The 17,758-nt window shown below is 45.3% G+C and carries 19 protein-coding genes; 11 read left to right on the top strand and 8 right to left on the bottom strand.

Annotated features, from left to right (window positions below):
* Nucleotides 1-123: 123 nt before the first annotated feature.
* Nucleotides 124-1,161: a class II fructose-bisphosphatase gene (glpX, locus tag QUA88_RS13055; RefSeq protein WP_333055832.1), complete on the bottom strand. Its 1,038-nt coding sequence runs from the start codon at nucleotides 1,159-1,161 to the stop codon at nucleotides 124-126.
* A gap of 514 nt (nucleotides 1,162-1,675) precedes the next feature.
* On the opposite strand from glpX, the gene QUA88_RS13060 reads away from it, so the two are divergent.
* Nucleotides 1,676-2,293 (top strand): CP12 domain-containing protein, encoded by a 618-nt coding sequence (locus tag QUA88_RS13060; protein WP_333055870.1) that lies wholly within the window; start codon nucleotides 1,676-1,678, stop codon nucleotides 2,291-2,293.
* Between the two features lie 242 nt (nucleotides 2,294-2,535).
* Complete coding sequence (locus QUA88_RS13065) at nucleotides 2,536-3,723, top strand: RNA-guided endonuclease TnpB family protein (protein WP_333055831.1); 1,188 nt, start codon at nucleotides 2,536-2,538, stop codon at nucleotides 3,721-3,723.
* Nucleotides 3,724-3,744: 21 nt separating this feature from the next.
* Here the strand turns inward: QUA88_RS13065 and QUA88_RS13070 are convergent, their stop codons facing one another.
* Entirely contained in the window at nucleotides 3,745-4,131 is a 387-nt protein-coding gene (locus QUA88_RS13070; RefSeq protein ID WP_333055830.1) for a VOC family protein, read from the bottom strand.
* Between the two features lie 149 nt (nucleotides 4,132-4,280).
* A complete protein-coding gene (locus QUA88_RS13075; RefSeq protein WP_333210799.1) occupies nucleotides 4,281-4,952 on the bottom strand; it encodes an SOS response-associated peptidase in 672 nt (223 codons plus the stop codon).
* 126 nt (nucleotides 4,953-5,078) lie between these two features.
* Here QUA88_RS13075 and QUA88_RS13080 point away from each other — a divergent pair, with 126 nt between their 5' ends.
* The gene (locus tag QUA88_RS13080) at nucleotides 5,079-5,471 is read left to right on the top strand and encodes a hypothetical protein (RefSeq protein WP_333263083.1); all 393 of its coding nucleotides are present in this window, start codon (nucleotides 5,079-5,081) and stop codon (nucleotides 5,469-5,471) included.
* A gap of 70 nt (nucleotides 5,472-5,541) precedes the next feature.
* Here the strand turns inward: QUA88_RS13080 and uvsE are convergent, their stop codons facing one another.
* Together uvsE and QUA88_RS13090 are read right to left on the bottom strand one after the other, a co-directional pair.
* Complete coding sequence (uvsE, locus tag QUA88_RS13085; RefSeq protein WP_333272051.1) at nucleotides 5,542-6,486, bottom strand: UV DNA damage repair endonuclease UvsE; 945 nt, start codon at nucleotides 6,484-6,486, stop codon at nucleotides 5,542-5,544.
* A gap of 344 nt (nucleotides 6,487-6,830) precedes the next feature.
* Nucleotides 6,831-8,483, bottom strand: coding sequence for an AarF/ABC1/UbiB kinase family protein (locus QUA88_RS13090; protein ID WP_333055826.1), 1,653 nt, complete (start codon nucleotides 8,481-8,483; stop codon nucleotides 6,831-6,833).
* A 285-nt stretch (nucleotides 8,484-8,768) separates the two neighbouring features.
* Here QUA88_RS13090 and QUA88_RS13095 point away from each other — a divergent pair, with 285 nt between their 5' ends.
* Entirely contained in the window at nucleotides 8,769-9,041 is a 273-nt protein-coding gene (locus QUA88_RS13095) for a helix-turn-helix transcriptional regulator (protein ID WP_333055825.1), read from the top strand.
* A complete protein-coding gene (locus tag QUA88_RS13100; RefSeq protein ID WP_333055824.1) occupies nucleotides 9,038-10,075 on the top strand; it encodes a BstXI family restriction endonuclease in 1,038 nt (345 codons plus the stop codon). The genes QUA88_RS13095 and QUA88_RS13100 overlap by 4 nt, the downstream gene beginning before the upstream one ends.
* Here the strand turns inward: QUA88_RS13100 and QUA88_RS13105 are convergent.
* The 3 genes from QUA88_RS13105 to QUA88_RS13115 all read right to left on the bottom strand — a co-directional run bounded on the left by QUA88_RS13105 (nucleotide 10,039) and on the right by QUA88_RS13115 (nucleotide 13,251).
* Nucleotides 10,039-11,085 carry a site-specific DNA-methyltransferase gene (locus tag QUA88_RS13105; RefSeq protein WP_333055823.1) on the bottom strand — a complete coding sequence of 349 codons (1,047 nt, stop codon included), beginning with the start codon at nucleotides 11,083-11,085 and terminating at the stop codon, nucleotides 10,039-10,041. The two genes, QUA88_RS13100 and QUA88_RS13105, sit on opposite strands and share 37 nt — an antisense overlap.
* 242 nt (nucleotides 11,086-11,327) lie before the next feature.
* Nucleotides 11,328-12,389 carry a mannose-1-phosphate guanylyltransferase gene (locus tag QUA88_RS13110; protein ID WP_333055822.1) on the bottom strand — a complete coding sequence of 354 codons (1,062 nt, stop codon included), beginning with the start codon at nucleotides 12,387-12,389 and terminating at the stop codon, nucleotides 11,328-11,330.
* A 250-nt stretch (nucleotides 12,390-12,639) separates the two neighbouring features.
* Nucleotides 12,640-13,251: a thylakoid membrane photosystem I accumulation factor gene (locus tag QUA88_RS13115; protein WP_333055821.1), complete on the bottom strand. Its 612-nt coding sequence runs from the start codon at nucleotides 13,249-13,251 to the stop codon at nucleotides 12,640-12,642.
* Between the two features lie 322 nt (nucleotides 13,252-13,573).
* On the opposite strand from QUA88_RS13115, the gene QUA88_RS13120 reads away from it, so the two are divergent.
* The 6 genes from QUA88_RS13120 (at nucleotide 13,574) to QUA88_RS13145 (ending at nucleotide 17,744) form a co-directional block, all read left to right on the top strand.
* Complete coding sequence (locus QUA88_RS13120; protein ID WP_333055820.1) at nucleotides 13,574-14,476, top strand: undecaprenyl-diphosphate phosphatase; 903 nt, start codon at nucleotides 13,574-13,576, stop codon at nucleotides 14,474-14,476.
* 185 nt (nucleotides 14,477-14,661) lie between these two features.
* Entirely contained in the window at nucleotides 14,662-14,823 is a 162-nt protein-coding gene (locus tag QUA88_RS13125) for a hypothetical protein (protein WP_333055819.1), read from the top strand.
* Nucleotides 14,824-15,083: 260 nt separating this feature from the next.
* Complete coding sequence (locus QUA88_RS13130) at nucleotides 15,084-15,416, top strand: DUF433 domain-containing protein (RefSeq protein WP_333055818.1); 333 nt, start codon at nucleotides 15,084-15,086, stop codon at nucleotides 15,414-15,416.
* 6 nt (nucleotides 15,417-15,422) lie between these two features.
* Complete coding sequence (locus QUA88_RS13135) at nucleotides 15,423-15,776, top strand: DUF5615 family PIN-like protein (RefSeq protein ID WP_333055817.1); 354 nt, start codon at nucleotides 15,423-15,425, stop codon at nucleotides 15,774-15,776.
* 16 nt (nucleotides 15,777-15,792) lie between these two features.
* On the top strand, nucleotides 15,793-16,119 hold the full coding sequence (locus tag QUA88_RS13140; protein WP_333055816.1) for a hypothetical protein: 327 nt from the start codon (nucleotides 15,793-15,795) through the stop codon (nucleotides 16,117-16,119).
* Nucleotides 16,120-16,289: 170 nt separating this feature from the next.
* Nucleotides 16,290-17,744: a DUF512 domain-containing protein gene (locus QUA88_RS13145; RefSeq protein ID WP_333210792.1), complete on the top strand. Its 1,455-nt coding sequence runs from the start codon at nucleotides 16,290-16,292 to the stop codon at nucleotides 17,742-17,744.
* Nucleotides 17,745-17,758: the final 14 nt, after the last annotated feature.

The raw sequence follows: 17,758 nt of genomic DNA on the forward strand, positions 1-17,758 counted from the left end.
TTTCTTAGTTGTTAACAGTCACCTGTTATTAGTTCTTAGTTTATCGCTAATTGCTAATCACTGGTGACTGTTCACCGTTAACTGTTAATTGTTAACATTTAACTGTTAACCACTAACTAATCACTAATTCAATTGCAGAGATTTCGGCTGGTCAAACATATGGATTGTATCCACAAATCGAGCCGTTTTCGACTGAGAAGAAATTACCAAACTTTCAGTGCGAGCGCCGCCGCCAAAGAAGCGAACTCCATTCATCAGCGTTCCGGGAGTAATCCCGCAAGCTGCAAACAGAACTGTTTCTCCAGATGCCAGCTCTTCAGCATTGTAAATCTTGTCTGGGTCTGTGATGCCCATCTCTTTCAGGCGGGCGATATTGCTCTCTTTGCTTTCACCGATCAAACCAGTTTTTACAACAGCCGGATCGTAAATTAACTGCCCTTGGAAGTGACCGCCCAAGCAGCGCATTGCCGCTGCAGAAATCACGCCTTCGGGTGCTGCGCCAATACCCATAAGTGCGTGGATGTTGGAACCAGAAAACGCGCAAGAAATCGCTGCCGAAACGTCGCCGTCGCTGATCAGCCGAACTCTTGCACCCGCTTGCCGAATTTCATTAATTAAATCTTTGTGTCGGGGGCGATCCATGACCACCACCACCAAATCTTCAATACTGCGGCTGAGACAATCAGAGATAATTTTGAGGTTTTGAGTGGGCGTTTTGCGAATATCTACATGATTCTTAGCAGCCGCAGGAGCAGCCAATTTGTTCATGTAGAAATCCGGTGCCGCAAACAAACCACCTTTTTCAGAGATTGCCAAAACTGCCATCGAACCGTTTTGACCGTAAGCAACCAGGTTAGTACCTTCGCAGGGGTCAACAGCGATGTCAATTTCGATCAATTCATCTATGTTGCAGACATCTTTGGCATCTTCGCGGGTACAAATACCTACTTGTTCACCGATGTAAAGCATGGGTGCGTCATCGCGCTCGCCTTCGCCGATCACGATGCGGCCGCGCATATGAATTTTGTTCATGCGCTCCCGCATGGCTTCTACAGCCACTCTGTCGGCTTCATCTTTTTCGCCTTTGCCCATCAAGCGAGCGGAAGCGATGGCTGCCTGCTCAACTACTTCGATAATCTCTAAACCGATTACATTGTCCACGAACTAGATCCTCCCAACTGCTGATGCGTGCCTTGTGCTCTTTTGCACTCCCAGCCATCAAGTTTATCAGAGGCGGGGATCTGTGCGAGCGCAAGCAGTTGCTTAGTTTGTGTTAACTTTTGCTTCTTTGAGACTGGGGCTGGAAAATCTGAGTCCAACAAGCTCAAAGATCCGACCAAGAGGGCCGGCACGGGGAGTAGGGGTAGCACGGCCCCTACAAGAGAATGAAACAGCCCTGCCGTCTGAACGCTAAATCGCGGACTCCAGAGGTTCCGGGGCTGCGACGGGCTGTTTCAGGCAAGTTGTCATTCCGAGTGCCGTTAAAGGTTTTATGATTAGTTTGCGATGCACGATTTCTCAGAAACCCGGTTGCTAACCCGGAATTTATCGTTACTAAACCCAAAATTTTGGTAGAAACCGGGTTTGTGAGGGTAAGTCCTAATGACGATCGCAAATCAAATGGACAGCCCCAAATCGCGACGCAGTAGACTTTATGAGCCGTAAGCAAAAAACAATGATGATGAAAGCCCAAGATATTATGACCACAGATGTTGTTACCATTCGCGGTTCAGCAACGGTAGCTGAAGCGGTGGCGATGATGAACGATTTGTGTTTGCGCGCGTTGATTGTGGAACGTCGCCACGAACAAGATGCCTATGGCATTGTGACAGAAACGGATATTGTCTATAAAGTAGCAGCCTACGGAGTAGACCCGAAAAAAGTCCGCGTCTTCGAGATTATGACCAAACCTTGCATTACGGTCAATCCTGACTTGGGGGTGGAATATGTGGCTAGGTTGTTCGCGAATACCCGCATCCGCCGGGCGCCGGTGATTAAGGACGAGCTAGTGGGCATTATTTCGGTCACGGATATATTGACAAAAAGCGATTTTCTTGAGAAGCCGAAGAGTGTTTTATTTGACGAAGAAATCGAACAGGCGATCGCGGATGCCAGAAGTATCTGTGCCGAAAAAGGCGCTACCTCTAGAGAGTGCGCGGTAGCCTGGGATATTGTAGAAGAAATGCAGGCTGAGGCTTCTCACCAGCGATCGATGAAGCTGGAAAAAACGGCTTTTGACCAGTATTGCGAGGAAAATCCAGAGGCTGCTGAAGCGCGGATATACGACAGTTAATCTAGTTATTAGTCATTAACTATTAGTTATTAGTTATCAACTCTTATTTATGGATTGATAACTAATAACTAACAATCGGAAATAGCTTTTTTTCGGCTCGCCTCACGAAAGATAAAAATCTTAAGTGTTTGGCCCTGTCATCAGAAATTTGGGTTTGAAACCCCGTCCTTCGTTTGACGGCTTTACAAAGATTTTACATTGAGTCTAGCACAATATCACAATCGAAGTGTTAGACTGTGAGCATGACGCTCAAAGCCTTCAGCTATCGATTCTACCCAACTCCGGAACAAGAGAGTTTGTTGCGACGGACAATGGGTTGCGCTCGTTTAGTATACAACCGTGCCTTAGCCGTAAGAACCGAGGCATGGTACAAAGACCAAAAACGGGTAGGGTATGCTGAAACCTCTTCAATGCTAACCGAATGGAAGAAAACAGAAGAGTTAGATTTTCTGTCGGAAGTTAGCTGCGTACCGTTACAGCAATGCTTGCGACATTTACAAACGGCTTACACCAATTTTTTTGATGGGCGGGCGAAATATCCCAACTTCAAGAAAAAACGCAATGGTGGTAGCGCAGAGTTTACCAAATCTGCTTTCAAGTTTAAGGATGGACAAGTTTACTTAGCAAAGTGTGCCGACCCGTTGCCAATTCGTTGGAGCCGGATGCTACCTGTCGGTTGCCGACCATCAACCATTACGGTGAAGCTTTCACCCTCTGGTAGGTGGTCAGTTTCCCTGTTGGTGAATGTTGAAATTGAAGCATTACCTCAGTCAGGCAGTCAAGTTGGTATTGACTTGGGCATTACAAGTTTACTCGCTCTTAGCACTGGTGAAAAGATTGCCAATCCCAAAGGATTCAAGGCAAAATATCGCAAACTTAGAAGAGCGCAGAAAGCTTTAAGCCGGAAACAGAAAGGGTCAAACAACCGTTACAAAGCACGACTCAAAGTAGCGAAAGTACATCAAGAAATTGCTGATGCAAGAAAAGATAACCTTCACAAGTTAACAACGCGGTTGGTGCGCGAAAACCAAACCATCGCCGTCGAGAATTTGGCTGTGAAGAACATGATTAAAAATCCCAACCTTGCCCTGGCCATAAGTGATGCAAGTTGGGGCGAATTGGTCAGGCAACTTGAATACAAGTGTAAGTGGTACGGTCGTACTTTAATTAAGATTGACCGATGGTTTCCGAGTTCAAAACGGTGTGGCAATTGCGGACACATCGTTGACAAGATGCCGTTGAATATCCGGGAATGGGATTGTCCTAATTGCGGGACACACCATGACCGAGACATCAACGCGGCAAAGAATATTTTGGCGGCAGGGCTTGCCGTGGCAGTCTGTGGAGCGACTGTAAGACCCGAACAGAGTAAATCTGTTAAGGCAGGTGCGAAACCCCGTAAGGGACAGAAGCAGAAACCTAAATCTTGAGGTTTGGGAATCCTCGCCGTTCTACGGCGGGGTGGATGTCAAACAAAACACGTTCAGCTTATTCCCATCAAGATCGCGAAAATATCCCGCATAAAACCCCGGTAACGCGCCTCTTGGTCCTGCTGGCCCTTCATCCTTAGCCCCAAGTTCGATCGCTTTGTTATAAACTAAGTTAACTTTTTCTGGACTGTCAACCTGAAGAGCTATCATGACTCCATTGCCAACAGTTGCTGTGTTACCATCATAGGGTTTTATAATAGCAAGTGCTGGTTCCTCTGGAGAAACGCTCCATGCGATAAATCCGTCGAATTCCATGAATCGTCGAGCGCCAATTTCAGCCAGCAAAGCATCATAAAACTTGGCTGCCGTTTCAATATCGTTGGTACCGAGTGTAACATATCCGATCATATTTTTTGTCTTCTAACTGATGTTAAGATTTAAAAGTGTTTGAGCAAATAACAACAGAGTTAAACTGATCTTGAGAAAACCCAAGCTACAACTCAAACATCATTTTACATCATAACTCAAACTATCTCGGTTTTGTCGGCTGCAATGATTTATTGTCGATCGCTAATACATTCGGGACTGTCTCTAGTTGGACTATTGACGATCGCACTTACGGCCTTTGCTTTCATCGCTTCGGAAGCATAGGGCTTTAACAAGGGCAAAACTTCCCGAGCATTTTTAACAGCAGGATCGAGCCACTGTTCCCAATCGCTGTCGGGGAGAATCACGGGCATTCGATCGTGCAGCGGCTGCACTGTTTCGTTAGCAGCGGTAGTAATTATAGTGCAAGATACAATGTTTTCTGTTTCAGGAGATTCCCAATTTTCCCACAAACCGGCAAAAGCAAAAGGTTCGCCGTCTGCCTTTTGAAAATAGTAAGGCTGTTTGTTCTTTCCCTGCTGTTGCCATTCGTAGAAACCGTCAGCCACTATCAAACATCGCCTGTGCTTAATGGCGCTGCGAAAAGCAGGTTTTTCGGCTACAGTTTCCGATCGCGCATTAATCATGCGACTGCCTATTTTCATGTCTTTTGCCCAACTTGGAATCAGACCCCAGCGCATAAATTGAAAATGTCGCTGCATTTTTTCTGGTTCAACTGTGACTGTGGCAACTGATTGAGTTGGGGCGATATTGTATCGCGGTTTGATGTCTGGAACTCCCGACAGTTTGAATAATTCGGCGATGATTTGACCTGAAGTAGTTAAAGTGAATCTTCCGCACATAATTTTATAGTTGTATTAACGCGGTTTTTACCGATTCCGGCAGTTCGACAGTCGGGTAATCCGGCAGTCCGGCATGGGTTGAAACCCCTGCCTCAAAGCTAAAGTCGGTTAAAACCGACTGGAAATATGAGCTCAATATCTATCTATTTTAGTCCTCTTTTAGAGGACTTTAACTATGAGACAGGGGTTAAAAACCCCTGTCGGATTGTCGGACTAAACCGGGCGGGCGAGACGCCCACCCCACAAGAAAATTCATTCTTTGTGGAACAGGCATCTTGCCTGTTCTTGCGGGACACCCCACAAGAAAATTCATTCTTTGTGGAACAGGCATCTTGCCTGTTCTTGCGGGATACCCCACAAGAAAATTCATTCTTTGTGAAACAGGCATCCTGCCTGTTCTTGCGGGATACCCCACAAGAAAATTCATTCTTTGTGGAACAGGCATCTTGCCTGTTCTTGCGGGACACCCCACAAGAAAATTCATTCTTTGTGGAACAGGCATCTTGCCTGTTCTTGTGATTTACCGTTGGGTGCGGGTGAATTTTCGAGATGATTTGTTTTAGGCAATTATTGTTGGTAAAACCCCACCCTAAGAGACATTGCTAAATTGTGGAACCTTCGCCGACAACCATTCGGCGCGCAACTTGTCAATAGCTAATTCTTTGAATTTAGCTTCTACTTCAATCCAAGGAGCTTGATAATAGCAATTAGGCATTTCTGTAATTAAATCGCTGTGGCGCGGATCGGCAAAAAATTCTCTGCCATTCGATATATGCACTAATTGCCATTCAGGAACAGACCAAGTTGTGCGGGCGGCTGCGAGCATTTCGGCAACGCTGGGATCGTCGTAAGTTTCTAAATGTTCGTGAATGACGTGGTGGTGGGCGTCAAAAACCATTGGTACGCCGGTATCGAGACAAACTTCTAAAATTTCCGAGGAACTGTAAGCGTATTCGTCATTTTCAAAGGTTAAGCGCGATCGAATTGATTCGGGTAAATCGCGGATGACAGACTTGAGCTGCGAAATGCGATCGCTCTTGCCGCCGTGAATGTTCATCAGTGCCAGGGGCGATCGGGGCTGTCCCAACATATCTAAAATTAAAGCATGAGTCGCGAGAATTTTAATGCTGTTTTCAACCACAGAAACCTTGTCGGAACTGAGGACGACAAATTGATCCGGGTGGAGTACCAAGCGGATGCCTAAAGAAAGAGCGCGATCGCCCGTCTTCCGCAATTCTTCAGTCATGGAGTGTAGCACTGCTTCCCCCAAATCTGTATCTGCAAAAGGGAACAGTGCAGAAGTCATGCGGTAGAGCTTAATCTGATTAACGGAACAGAAGTCGATCGCTTTGTCAAGCCGCTTTAAGTTGTCTGTATAAAGCTCGCGCAATACCGTTTCTTGTTCAGTTTCCGAAAGCTGTAAAAGTCGCTTCCGCGTGACTGTGCGAAAGCGAACTTCATTGGATGTTGTAATACAGACTAATCCCAATTCCGGCAATTTGTCTTTTTCCAATACTTGGTTAATATTGCTCATTTAAAATAACACCTAGCTCTATTTCGATCGCAAAATAGGTTTGTAATAAGGACTGAAGTCCTTAGTTATCAAGTTTTGAGAGACTTTACTCCCTCAAAACTCGATCTAACTATAATTTCTAGCTTAGACTCAGCGGCTGCGGGCGATCGCCTATCTTAAGTCAGAGATGTTGCTTAATAGTTGAGGATGCCATAGCACTCCTGGCATAAATTGTGAAATTTTTCTCTTCTCTTCTCAACATTCGCGTCAAGAGAGTCTTCGCGGTTCCTTCACAAAAAAACTCAGTTTCGTGTTTCCCGAAAGAATTGCTATATCTCCTGACTTTCCCCATTTCCCGTTTTCAATCAACTTCGCAAACGCCCTGACCTGAGAATGCTAATAATCAACCAAAAACCCAAAAAACTCGCCGCCCCAAACAAACCAGTGCTCAGAAAAGATAGCTGAGAAGTTTGTGCGTTAGAAGAAATAATTGCCGCCCCCACAATCAGCGAACCCACGACAATACTAAAAGAAAGTCGGTTCGCAGAATCCCCCAGAGTGCGGCGTAGCGGATCGAGTTCTTTTAGTGTCAAGTTCCACTTCAAAGTTTCCGAAGTAACTCGGTCTAAAAGCACTTCCACCTGTCGCGGAGATTGCAAAGATAAGCTTTTCAGATCCAGGGCAGTTCTCAGCAGAGCTTGGATCGGATCGTCTCCTAATAACTGACGCCGAAACATATCGGTCATCAGCGGTTTGACCTGCTCTACAATATTAAATCGGGGATTAAAAGAGCGCGCCAGTCCTTCCAAATTAGCTAGAGTTTTTGCATACAAACCGAGATTGCTGGGCAGCCGAATTTTATTTTTGCGGGTGATTTCCAGCACCTCATAAAATATTTCCGACAAGTTCATTTGCGACAAGCTAACATTGTAATACTTGCGTAGCATTCGAGCCAAATCGTTCTCTAGATTAACTAAACTTGTCGGCTGAGCAAATTCGGCCATTTCCAAAGTTAATTGAGCGCAGCGCTGAGCGTCTAAATCGACAATTGCCAGCAACATTTCTGTCAAATTCTGCTGAGTGCGCGGGTCTAATCTGCCGACCATGCCGCAGTCTAGCAAAGCTATGCGGCCGTCTTTGAGATAAAATAAATTGCCGGGATGCGGGTCTGCGTGAAAGAATCCGTCGATATATAACTGCTGGAAGAAAACGCGGCAAAGTAGCGTTGTAATTTCTTCGCGTTCGGCATTTATATCTCCTTTGTGGCGAATTCCTTGCAAATCGCCTAACAAAATCGGGACTCCGTTCAGCCACTCCATGACTAAGAGTTTTTTTGTAGTTAACTCCCAGTTAATTTCTGGTAAGACCACTTGTGTGGGGTCAAACCATTTACTTTTAGATAAATTGCGGCGCAGTTCGTCTGTGTAGCTGGCTTCTTGAATGAAGTCTAGTTCTGCACGCAGGGCGATCGCAAATTCTTCTGCTAAGGCGACAATATCGTATTGTTGACCGAAGTCTGTGAGCATGACAAGTTCTGCCAAACCTCGCAGTACGGCGATGTCTTGTTCGATGACAATATCAATACCGGGGCGCTGAACTTTGAGGGCGACTTCGCGGCCGTCTTTTAAGGTAGCTTTGTGGGTTTGGGCGATCGAACCTGCTGCGATGGCTTCGGTGTTAAATTTGGCGAAGGTATTTTCGAGAGATTGTGTGAGTTCCTGGCGGACGATTGCTTCTACTTGCGACCACGGTACGGGCGGCACTTCCGCTTGTAGCGTGGAGAGAGTTTCGATATAGCTGGCGGGTAAAAGGTCAGGACGGGTGCTCAGCAATTGACCCAATTTGACAAATACTGGGCCTAATTCGACGAGGATGTTGCGGAGAACTGCTGGAGTTGGGAGACTGGGTGCGTCGGTTTTGCGGCCGGTTAGGAGGCTTTTCATGTAGTCCCAACCGTTGCGGAAGACGACCTCTAGAATTTCTCCTTTGCGAGAATTGTTTTGAACTAGGCTAAACAAGGGGCCTCCGGGTCGATCGGGTTTAAGGGCTATATAACTACTAGGATAGCGCTGTTGACCAAGCTGACCAGTGTCTTGGGGAATAACTTGGGGGTGGTGCGAATGGGGCGCGATTCCCTACGGGATAGCTTCGCACGCGCGTATTTTGGGTAGCAGAATTGCTGTTGAGAATTTCCTCGTCTCGGAAACATTTTCAGACCGTTTTGTTACTTATAGTATTCATTAATTGACTTATAATCTGTAGACTTATTGTCTATAAAAGTTTATTTATAGTCTGTAGATTTATTGTCTACATTTTTTGATAATTGTACCTTGAAGCAAAAAAGTGAAATAGATATCAAAAAGCGTTTTGGAAAAGCCATAAGGCGGCGTCGGCGAGAACTCGATCTATCACAAGAACACCTAGCCGAAATTTCAGGACTTCATCGTACTTACATTTCGAGCATAGAAAGAGGTCAGCGCAATCCATCTTTGGAAAATATTGACAATCTAACAAAAGCCCTGGATATATCTATTTCTGAGCTCTTTGCTAACTATGGTATAGAGGTAGAAGAGTGACAGCTAAAAAAAATGCTAAAGCTAAAAATACTCGGTTGAGCTATAAACTTGGTCTGCCAGCAGCAATAGCGAGAAAAGTTGAAAAGACAGGTCAAACCAGAGGTGCAGAGAAAGATACTGTTTATCAAAACCGCGTCCTCCGATCTAGTACAGTCCTAATACCGCTGAGTTCGTGGAAAGTTGGGGTTGTCCCACCACCCGAAGGATTTGAAAATGGTTACATAGTTCTTGCCCATCCAGAGGAATACTTTTCGGACACTCCTCCAACCTCTAAATTAGATTTACCAAAAGACTTACAGCTAGGAAAAGATTTATTAGTATTTTATGAAACTAGACCTCAATGGATGCGCTACCCTCCAAGTCAGTATGGTTGGCATCCCGCCCATTCTCGAATTCCACCACTAGGAGGTCAATACCTTGCCCGCGTACCAGATACTACCCGTCCTGGAGACTCTCTTGAAAGGCATGGGTACATAGATAGCAAAACTGGCGGTCAAGGGGCAGGAATTAGGATTTATGAGTATGCTTCAAAAACAGAAATAGAAGCTACTAGATATCAGTTATCTTTCCTTGTGTGGCAAACCGAGGGAATTATTGATATGGCGCGAGAAGAAGGGACACTGAATCCTGAAGAATGCAAGGCAATAATCGAAGCTAAATGTCAGGACATGGGACTGAGCGATCTTACGCTACTTCAGCAAAACAGGATAATAGATAGCCAACAGCGTACCGTTTGCCCTCTTTGCTTGAAGCCTATCCTAGCTCAAGAGCTGGCGTCCCGCGTGGAACAAGCTGAAGGTCGAAATGTACCTGATTTGACAGTTACCACAGCAAATTTATTTCATGTTAAGGAACTCAAAGCCGGAGTATATAATCACTGTCGTTACAATTTGGGATGGGGACATCATCACTGTAATGCAGCAGCTAGAGACTGGGGAGTTAAACGCACATTAAAATGGATGGAAGAAGTCCTCACAAATAACGGAAAAATAATTAATTATTTTTCCGAAGACACATTATTTAATAAGTTTTGAAACAAAAATTCCTTTTTCCAGTCAAATTCTGATGTTTTAGACTTTGGTAATGGCTGTGATATATCAGAACACCGTAAAGTTATTTTGTGACACAGACTTTCTTCAATCTCAATCAGCATAGCTTTACGACCTAACATTTGGGCTGCTTGTCCAACAACACCTGAACCTGCAAAGCAATCCAGCACCATATCACCCGAATAAGAACTGGCTTCAATAATATGAGTAATCATATCTAATGGCTTTTCTGCTGGGTGTTTACCCCGGTAAGGTCTAACTGTTGGGAAATCCCAAATATCGGTGTATGGTATATCGGCAGTTACAGAAAAAGGTCTGATTATTTCTTGATAATCAGGTAATTCTGGGACTTGGGGGCTAAATTTAGACAACACCGATTTCAGTTTTTGATATTGTTCGGGACTGGGGATGTTTCTGCCGGTCTCCCAATTCGATACTGCACCACCGTGATTGACACTCCCATACTCACCAATAGCTTCTGTTAGCTGAATAGTTGAGATCCCTGCAGCTTCGCGGGTTTTTCTGAGCAAGCTACCAAAAGCTGATTGTTTGTTGTTTTCCGCTGAGGCTGATTCAGCAAAAATAATCCGTTCCGAATGAAGATACCAACTCCTTAAACTTTCTTTTTTTGCCTTTTGCTTCCATCCATCATAGCCTGGTTCATTGGGTTTTGTCCAAGTAATTGAAGCTAGGACATTAAATCTTTCACCTAACATTACCTCAATTTTGGCTGCCATTTTATTAGAGGCAAAACAGTAGAGAGAGCCATTGGGAGCTAATACCCGCTGCCATTGCTCGGCTATAGTGTCTAACCAGTGAAGGTACTCTGGATCATTTTTAAATCTTTTGTCGCCCGTAATGTTATCTTTTTTAGTAGAATGATAGGGGGGGTCTGTCAGAATTAGATTGACACAATTATTAGGCAGTGACTTTAATACATCTAAGCAGTCACCTTGGTAGAGAGTGACCGCAGGGGATTGAAAGTAGGTGTTCATTGGCTTATTTTCTCTATAGCGCTCTGTACTCAACCGCTCGATTCCATAATTTAAGTTATTATATATGGGAAACCGAACCTCAGTCTAGTCTGTAAGACAATTAAATGATGGGTTTTACGCTCGCCCGGTTCAACATCTTTAACAGCTTCGGGAAAAATAGCCTGTTTTATAATTTTTTGTAATTCGCTTTTTCCGGGATTTATTGTAATTCCAAAGGGCGATTGATAATCGCCCTATTTCTATCACAATAAATCTTTCAATTTATCATCTTCTCCCAACACCTTAATTACCTGTTTAATCTCCTGCGTCCTGTCCTTTTTTACAATCAAAGTTACATTGCCATCTCTGACAACTACCACATCTTCTAAACCAATGGTGACAATCACCTCATTCTCATCGGCTGCATAAAAAATGCCACCTTTCGTATCAATTCCGACGTGTTTGGCTAACTCCAAATTCGGCTTATCTCCTTGCAGCAAACGACCGATCGCATTCCAATCTCCCAAATCGTCCCAGCTAAAGCCTACGGGCAGAACACAAGCCTTTTGCGTCTTCTCCATCAGCGCGTAATCGATACTAATTTTGGGTAATTCCGAGTACGCCTGCGCCCCTTTTGCTTCCAAAGCTGCCATCATTTCAGGTACATGATTTCGCAGTTCTGTCAAGACTGTTCCGACTCGAAATACAAAAATTCCGCCGTTCCAGCTAAACTTGCCGCTGGCTACAAATTCTTCCGCAGTTGTACGATCGGGCTTTTCCGTAAACCTCGCCACTCGATAGGCCGGAAAACCCCCAAAACTGCCGATTTCCTCGCCTTGTTCGATGTAGCCGTAACCGGTAGAAGCATAACTCGGCTTGACTCCCAAAGTGGCGATCGCATCCTGATTTTTCGCCAACTCCGCCGCCGCCTCCAAAGTCTTGATAAACTCCTGTGGTTCCCCAATCCAGTGATCCGCCGGGAAAAAACCAACAACCGCATCCTCACCGTAACGCTTCGCAGTTTCTATAGCAGTCCAGGCCACCGCCGGCGCAGTATCCCGGCCCTCCGGTTCCGCCAGTAAATTCTCCGGCGGTAACAGCGGCAACTGTTCCCGAACCCCCTCCGCCAACATTTCCGACGTTACCACCCACAAATCGTCCCAACCGTTACCTAATTCCAAAAGTCTTTCCGCAGTAGCCTGCAGCAAACTCTTGCCGCTACCGTCGAGACTCAAAAACTGCTTGGGCCGCTGTTTGCGACTTAGTGGCCAGAAACGTTCGCCTTTACCGCCGGCCAGAATCACAGGAATTAAGGTTCTACTCATTGTTTAAAGTTTAAACTGTTCACATCTATTTTGCCTTGATACTGGTAGGGACACGGCAATGCCGTGTCTTTACCCGTAGCTTAATTTTTAATTCTACCTTCTATCTTCTGCCTGTCACTTTTTCAATCCAATTAGTATCACGATCAATGTAAGGTGCGCCCCAGCATACCTTATTCAATATAAGACCGAAAAACTCTGGTTGAGGAATCATTGAAGATTGCTATAGCCACTAGGAATTAGCCATTACCTATTACTTCGACAATTCGATATTGAGTTCGTTCACAACACGGCGTTTGAGCGGAATTGATTTTTCTCTAGGCAGCAAGTCAAATACTTTCCGAAAAGCGTCATCTACCTGTTCAAATGGTATTTGTCCTTTTTCATTGAAAACTACTTTTCCCGATTGGTCTAGGATGACAGTTTGAGGTACGAAACCTTCGTAATAATGGCTTGGTTCGGTGATTTCGGGTGACGGTTGCGGAGGCAAAGAGTCAATTGTTATGGGCATAAAATCGGCTTCGCGCCCGTAAAATTCCTGGAGTTGAGAGACGACGATCGCGTATTGCTTGGAGTCGCTGCTGTCGTCAGTGTAAAAAACCAACAGTACGGGTTTATGGCGTTTGAAAGAATCTGTAATCTTGACTTTAGGAGGAACTAGGGAACCGTTGCCGGCGTAGAGGGCAAATATTGTACCGTCAAAGCGATCGTCCGTAAGAGTTGCCAAGGCTGGGGCCGTGCCGCTTAGCAGTATGAAGCTAAGTGCGATCGCCACTGTTACAAGACTGGCTGACAAGATTCGCCTCAGCCAGCGGATGCCAGAAGCAGCAGTAACAAGTGATTTTTTTTTCTCAGTAAATATCATAGGTTGTGGGCAGTTGCTGTAAGGAAACCGAAATCAGATGCAAAAACTTTCCTAAGTTTATCAGCAAAATGTAGGCAAATGTTGTTGAGTAGGTTAAAGTAGTTTCGGCTCGACGATCGTAAATTGCTGATAGTGGCGATCGACAAGGCGATTCTACAGGCCCAAGATCACTATTTGCGATCGGCTTTTTAGGGGCGGGCTGGAAGTGTCCGCGCCACAATAAAATTTATTTGTGGTGGCATGGGCTTGTAGCTTCTGAAAATAATGCAAGATGTTAAATCCAAGTGATAACTAGAAACTGAAAACTGGGAATTTACAACTAATGATAGCTTTGCTTGACGCACTCCTCGCCCAAACGCCGGCTGCTGATGTTTCCGGGCCGGCTCAAATCAATCTGGCGCAGGCCCTTGTTTTAGGAATTGTACAAGGATTAACAGAGTTTTTGCCTATCAGCAGCAGCGCTCATTTGAAGGTAGTGCCGATCGCCCTGGGATGGGGCGATCCCGGAGTTGCTTATACTGCTGTTATTCAGTTGGGCAGCATTGTCGCAGTGCTTTGGTATTTCTGGAAAGACTTGACAAATATAGCTGTTGGTGCAGTCGAAGCCCTGGTGCAGCGCAACTACAAATCCCATGAGTTTCAAATGGCGGTAGCACTGGTTTTGGGAACAATACCTATAGTCTTTTTTGGGCTGCTAATCAAGGCATTGGTTCCAGATTTTGACAACTCGCCACTTAGAAGTTTGGCCAGTATCGCCATTGCTTCGATCGTCATGTCGCTACTGTTAGCAATAGCAGAAAAAATTGGCAAGCGCAATCGCACTTATGAAAAGTTAACTGTCTTAGACGGTATTTTGATGGGATCAGCTCAAGCAATCGCCTTGATTCCGGGGTGTTCGCGATCGGGTTCCACTCTAACAGCAGGATTGTTCATGGGATTGGAAAGACCCGCCGCCGCGCGGTTTTCTTTTTTATTGGGAATTCCGGCAATTACTCTGGCTGGATTAGTGGAATTAAGGGGTGATTTGGGACAAGGAATCAGCGATGCGGGAGTTGCAGCTTTGATAGTGGGAACGATTTCATCATTTGTGTTTTCTTATTTGTCGATCGCGTGGCTAATGAAGTTCCTGCAAACTCAAAAGACGTGGATATTTGTGTTGTATCGGCTAGCTTTTGGCGTGGCCATTTTAACGGCGATCGCAGGTGGGGCAGTGAAAAATGCGTAGGTTGTTATAATTACAAGGACAGGCAAGATGCCTGTTCCACAAAACAAGAACAGGCAAGATGCCTGTTCCACAAAGAGTAAATTTTCTTGTGGGACGGGCATCTTGCCCGTTCATAAAAAGCTTATTAATAGCTGACAAGCTGTTAGCTTTTAACTCAAAGTGAGCGTCGCCGTGAAGGATATAGAATGCCTGAAGATAGCGAGCGCCAAAATGAAAAATTAACGCTAATTATGCTGGTTCATGGTGCTAGCATTGGTGTAGCGATGTCCTTCTTTATCTCTCCCGGAATTGTGGGAACAATAGTATCAGATTTAAAACAGGTTCTCCGTTCAGAATCCCAGTGCTAATATATGGAATAGTCTCGCAAAAAAAGGGATTATTTGCCGCAAGGCTGGGTTGACAAAAGAGCGCTGTTGTGCTGGCAGAAACAACTAAGCCTGTCAGGAACCCCGTCAAAATTTTGAGTTTCATAAATACATATTTTTGATACATCCTCTCACAGCCAAGCTAAATTCACAACCCAGAAGTTATTCTGATTCTAAAGGCGATCGAGCCTAGGAGACTGCTATGCTGAAAAGAGAAAACTAATACTGCCATCAATCTTAAAATGCTATTTGTTCCTACGGCTGAACCAATTCCGCTTGTGGCTGATGCAAACGGTGTTATCCGGGTTAGCCAAACCCGAATTACCCTAGATACAGTCATTACAGCTTTTCTTGAAGGAGGCACAGCAGAAGAAATCCGGGAACAGTACCCGTCTCTTCAACTTTCCGATATTTATTTTGCGATCGGCTACTACTTGCGACACCAATCCGAAGTTGACGCTTATCTGATGGAACGTCAACGTCTTGCCACAGAAGTTCAGCAGGAAGCAGAAAGGCGTTTTAACCCAGTTGGAATACGCGATCGCTTATTAGCCAGACGCAACCAAAAAGGGTAGTGTTATATGCTGCGATTATTGGCAGACGAGAACTTTAACAATCAGATTGTTCGAGGTATTCTGCGGCGAAATCCCGACGTTGATATTGTCCGCGTTCAAGATATGGGCTTGATCGAAGCAGACGACCCAACTGTTTTAGAATGGGCCGCGCAGCAAGGGCGCGTGGTACTAACTCACGATGTAGCAACTATGACAAACTTTGCCTACGAACGAATGCAAGCAGGTCTTGCGATGCCAGGGTTATTTGAAGTCAGCCGCCGTGTTTCTGTAGGTTTGGCGATCGAGGAAATTTTGCTAATAGCTGAGTGCAGTCTGGAAGGAGAATGGGAAGGACAAGTGCGATTTTTACCTTTACGCTAACGAGTTTAAGCAAACTATGTCAATACCGAAAAAAGGAGCCAGAAAAATAATTGTTGATGGGGAGCCTTTTATCTGGCTAATCCGAAGACAAGCTACTTATACGCAAGAATACTCCGGAAATCTTCATGTTGCGATCGAACACGCCCAAAAACGGGGTTCGGTGTTAGTTATCATCACCGATCGACCTCATCCTCAATGTTGGGGTACTAACGAAGTGAAACCAGTAACACCCTGTGATGCAACACAATGGATACGGCAAGCGGTGCGACTCGGATGGCAGCCTCAGCTACCCGGAATAACTTTTGAGGTGCGGATTGCAGAACTGTTTATGGAAAAAATATAATAATGCTGTATATTTAGCAACCCGACAAGTCAATTCTGTTAAAGACGTTAAAGACAATTCACTCGCCTAGACTGGCAGAAGCGATCGCCCGATCGCTTCTGTCAGCCTAGACAAGTTAAACTGTAAACATTCTCCGCTAACAAATAACAAATAACTAATAACTAATAACCATGAGCGACATATCAATCCGGCCCGCCCTAATCACCAAAGTTATCCCCGACAGCATCTGCGCCGAAATGGGATTTGAACCCGGAGACTCAATCGTCGCCGTCAACGGTCAAAAACCCCGCGACTTGATTGACTATCAATTCCTGTGCGCGGATGAATTTCTCGAATTAGAAGTATTAGACACTAAAGGCAAAACTCACAAATTAGAAATAGAAAAAGAGTATGACGAAGACTTGGGAGTGGAATTTGAAACTGCTCTTTTTGACGGACTAATTCAGTGCAACAATCGCTGTCCTTTTTGCTTTATTGACCAGCAGCCTCCGGGAAAGCGCGAAACTTTGTATCTCAAAGATGATGACTACCGACTTAGTTTTCTTTACGGTAGCTATCTCACTCTCACAAATCTGACCGAAAAAGAGTGGGACAGAATCGAACAAATGCGGCTTTCTCCTCTCTATGTTTCGGTACACGCTACGGAACCGGAAGTGCGAATTCGGTTGCTAAAAAATCTCCGCGCGGGGAAGATTTTAGAACAAATCAAATGGTTTCAAGAACGCCGCTTGCAAATTCACGCTCAAGTAGTTGTTTGTCCCGGTATTAATGATGGCGAACATTTAGAACGCACTTTGTTAGATTTGGCAAAGTTTCATACTGGAAGTATTCCGGCTGTAGCATCGGTGGCTGTAGTGCCGGTGGGTTTAACTCGCTTTCGCCCGGCCGAAGATGAACTAATCGCAGTAACTGCCCAAAAAGCGCGAGAAGTAATCGAGCAAGTGCAGAAAATTCAAGGGCTTTTGAGTACAGGAAAAGGTGGCGGAAAGCCGAAAAGGAAGAATTCAAAATATACCCCCCCCAACCCCCCCTTAGCAAGGGGGGGAGAAGATTTAAATGGCTTGTTAGGAAAGTCAAAATCTCGCTGTATTTGGCTGGCTGACGAGTGGTTTTTAATCGCTGGTTTAGATTTGCCGTCGGCTGCTGATTACGAAGATTATCCGCAAATTGGTAATGGTGTGGGTTCTATCCGCCAGTTTATCCAGCAGTTTGAAACGGCTTTTGAGAAGCTGCAACCGATGCCAGTCGAGCCTGCGCGCAAGTTAGTTTGGGTGGTGGGGAATGCTGTCGAAAAAGCTTTTGAGCCGATCGTACAACAACTAAACCAAATTCCCGGCTTGTCCGTCAACATGGCCGCACTGTGCAGCAACTACTGGGGACAAACTATCACTGTCACGGGTTTGCTCACCGGGCAAGATTTGCTGGAAGCTTTGCAGGGGCGAGACTTGGGAGATGGCATTCTGCTGCCGTCGGTGATGCTAAAACAGGGGGAACCGCGTTTTCTCGACGACATGACCCTCGAACAGCTCGCCAGCTCGCTAAAAACCCGGATTTTGCCGGTGAGCGGAGTAGAGGAACTAATCTCGACGGCGATCGGTCTGGCAAATGCTGAAGTTAAATTCTAAATTTTGAATCGAAC

The sequence above is a fragment of the Microcoleus sp. D3_18_C2 genome (assembly GCF_036702395.1).
GTDB lineage: Bacteria > Cyanobacteriota > Cyanobacteriia > Cyanobacteriales > Microcoleaceae > Microcoleus.

Excerpts from the sequence above, each read along its gene's own strand:
- QUA88_RS13060 (WP_333055870.1), top strand. The coding sequence starts at position 1,676 with ATGATGATGAAAGCCCAAGATATTATGACCACAGATGTTGTTACCATT.
- QUA88_RS13065 (WP_333055831.1), top strand. The coding sequence starts at position 2,536 with ATGACGCTCAAAGCCTTCAGCTATCGATTCTACCCAACTCCGGAACAA.
- QUA88_RS13070 (WP_333055830.1), bottom strand. The coding sequence starts at position 4,131 with ATGATCGGATATGTTACACTCGGTACCAACGATATTGAAACGGCAGCC.
- QUA88_RS13075 (WP_333210799.1), bottom strand. The coding sequence starts at position 4,952 with ATGTGCGGAAGATTCACTTTAACTACTTCAGGTCAAATCATCGCCGAA.
- QUA88_RS13080 (WP_333263083.1), top strand. The coding sequence starts at position 5,079 with ATGAGCTCAATATCTATCTATTTTAGTCCTCTTTTAGAGGACTTTAAC.
- uvsE (WP_333272051.1), bottom strand. The coding sequence starts at position 6,486 with ATGAGCAATATTAACCAAGTATTGGAAAAAGACAAATTGCCGGAATTG.
- QUA88_RS13105 (WP_333055823.1), bottom strand. The coding sequence starts at position 11,085 with ATGAACACCTACTTTCAATCCCCTGCGGTCACTCTCTACCAAGGTGAC.
- QUA88_RS13110 (WP_333055822.1), bottom strand. The coding sequence starts at position 12,389 with ATGAGTAGAACCTTAATTCCTGTGATTCTGGCCGGCGGTAAAGGCGAA.
- QUA88_RS13115 (WP_333055821.1), bottom strand. The coding sequence starts at position 13,251 with ATGATATTTACTGAGAAAAAAAAATCACTTGTTACTGCTGCTTCTGGC.
- QUA88_RS13120 (WP_333055820.1), top strand. The coding sequence starts at position 13,574 with ATGATAGCTTTGCTTGACGCACTCCTCGCCCAAACGCCGGCTGCTGAT.
- QUA88_RS13125 (WP_333055819.1), top strand. The coding sequence starts at position 14,662 with ATGCCTGAAGATAGCGAGCGCCAAAATGAAAAATTAACGCTAATTATG.
- QUA88_RS13130 (WP_333055818.1), top strand. The coding sequence starts at position 15,084 with ATGCTATTTGTTCCTACGGCTGAACCAATTCCGCTTGTGGCTGATGCA.
- QUA88_RS13135 (WP_333055817.1), top strand. The coding sequence starts at position 15,423 with ATGCTGCGATTATTGGCAGACGAGAACTTTAACAATCAGATTGTTCGA.
- QUA88_RS13140 (WP_333055816.1), top strand. The coding sequence starts at position 15,793 with ATGTCAATACCGAAAAAAGGAGCCAGAAAAATAATTGTTGATGGGGAG.
- QUA88_RS13145 (WP_333210792.1), top strand. The coding sequence starts at position 16,290 with ATGAGCGACATATCAATCCGGCCCGCCCTAATCACCAAAGTTATCCCC.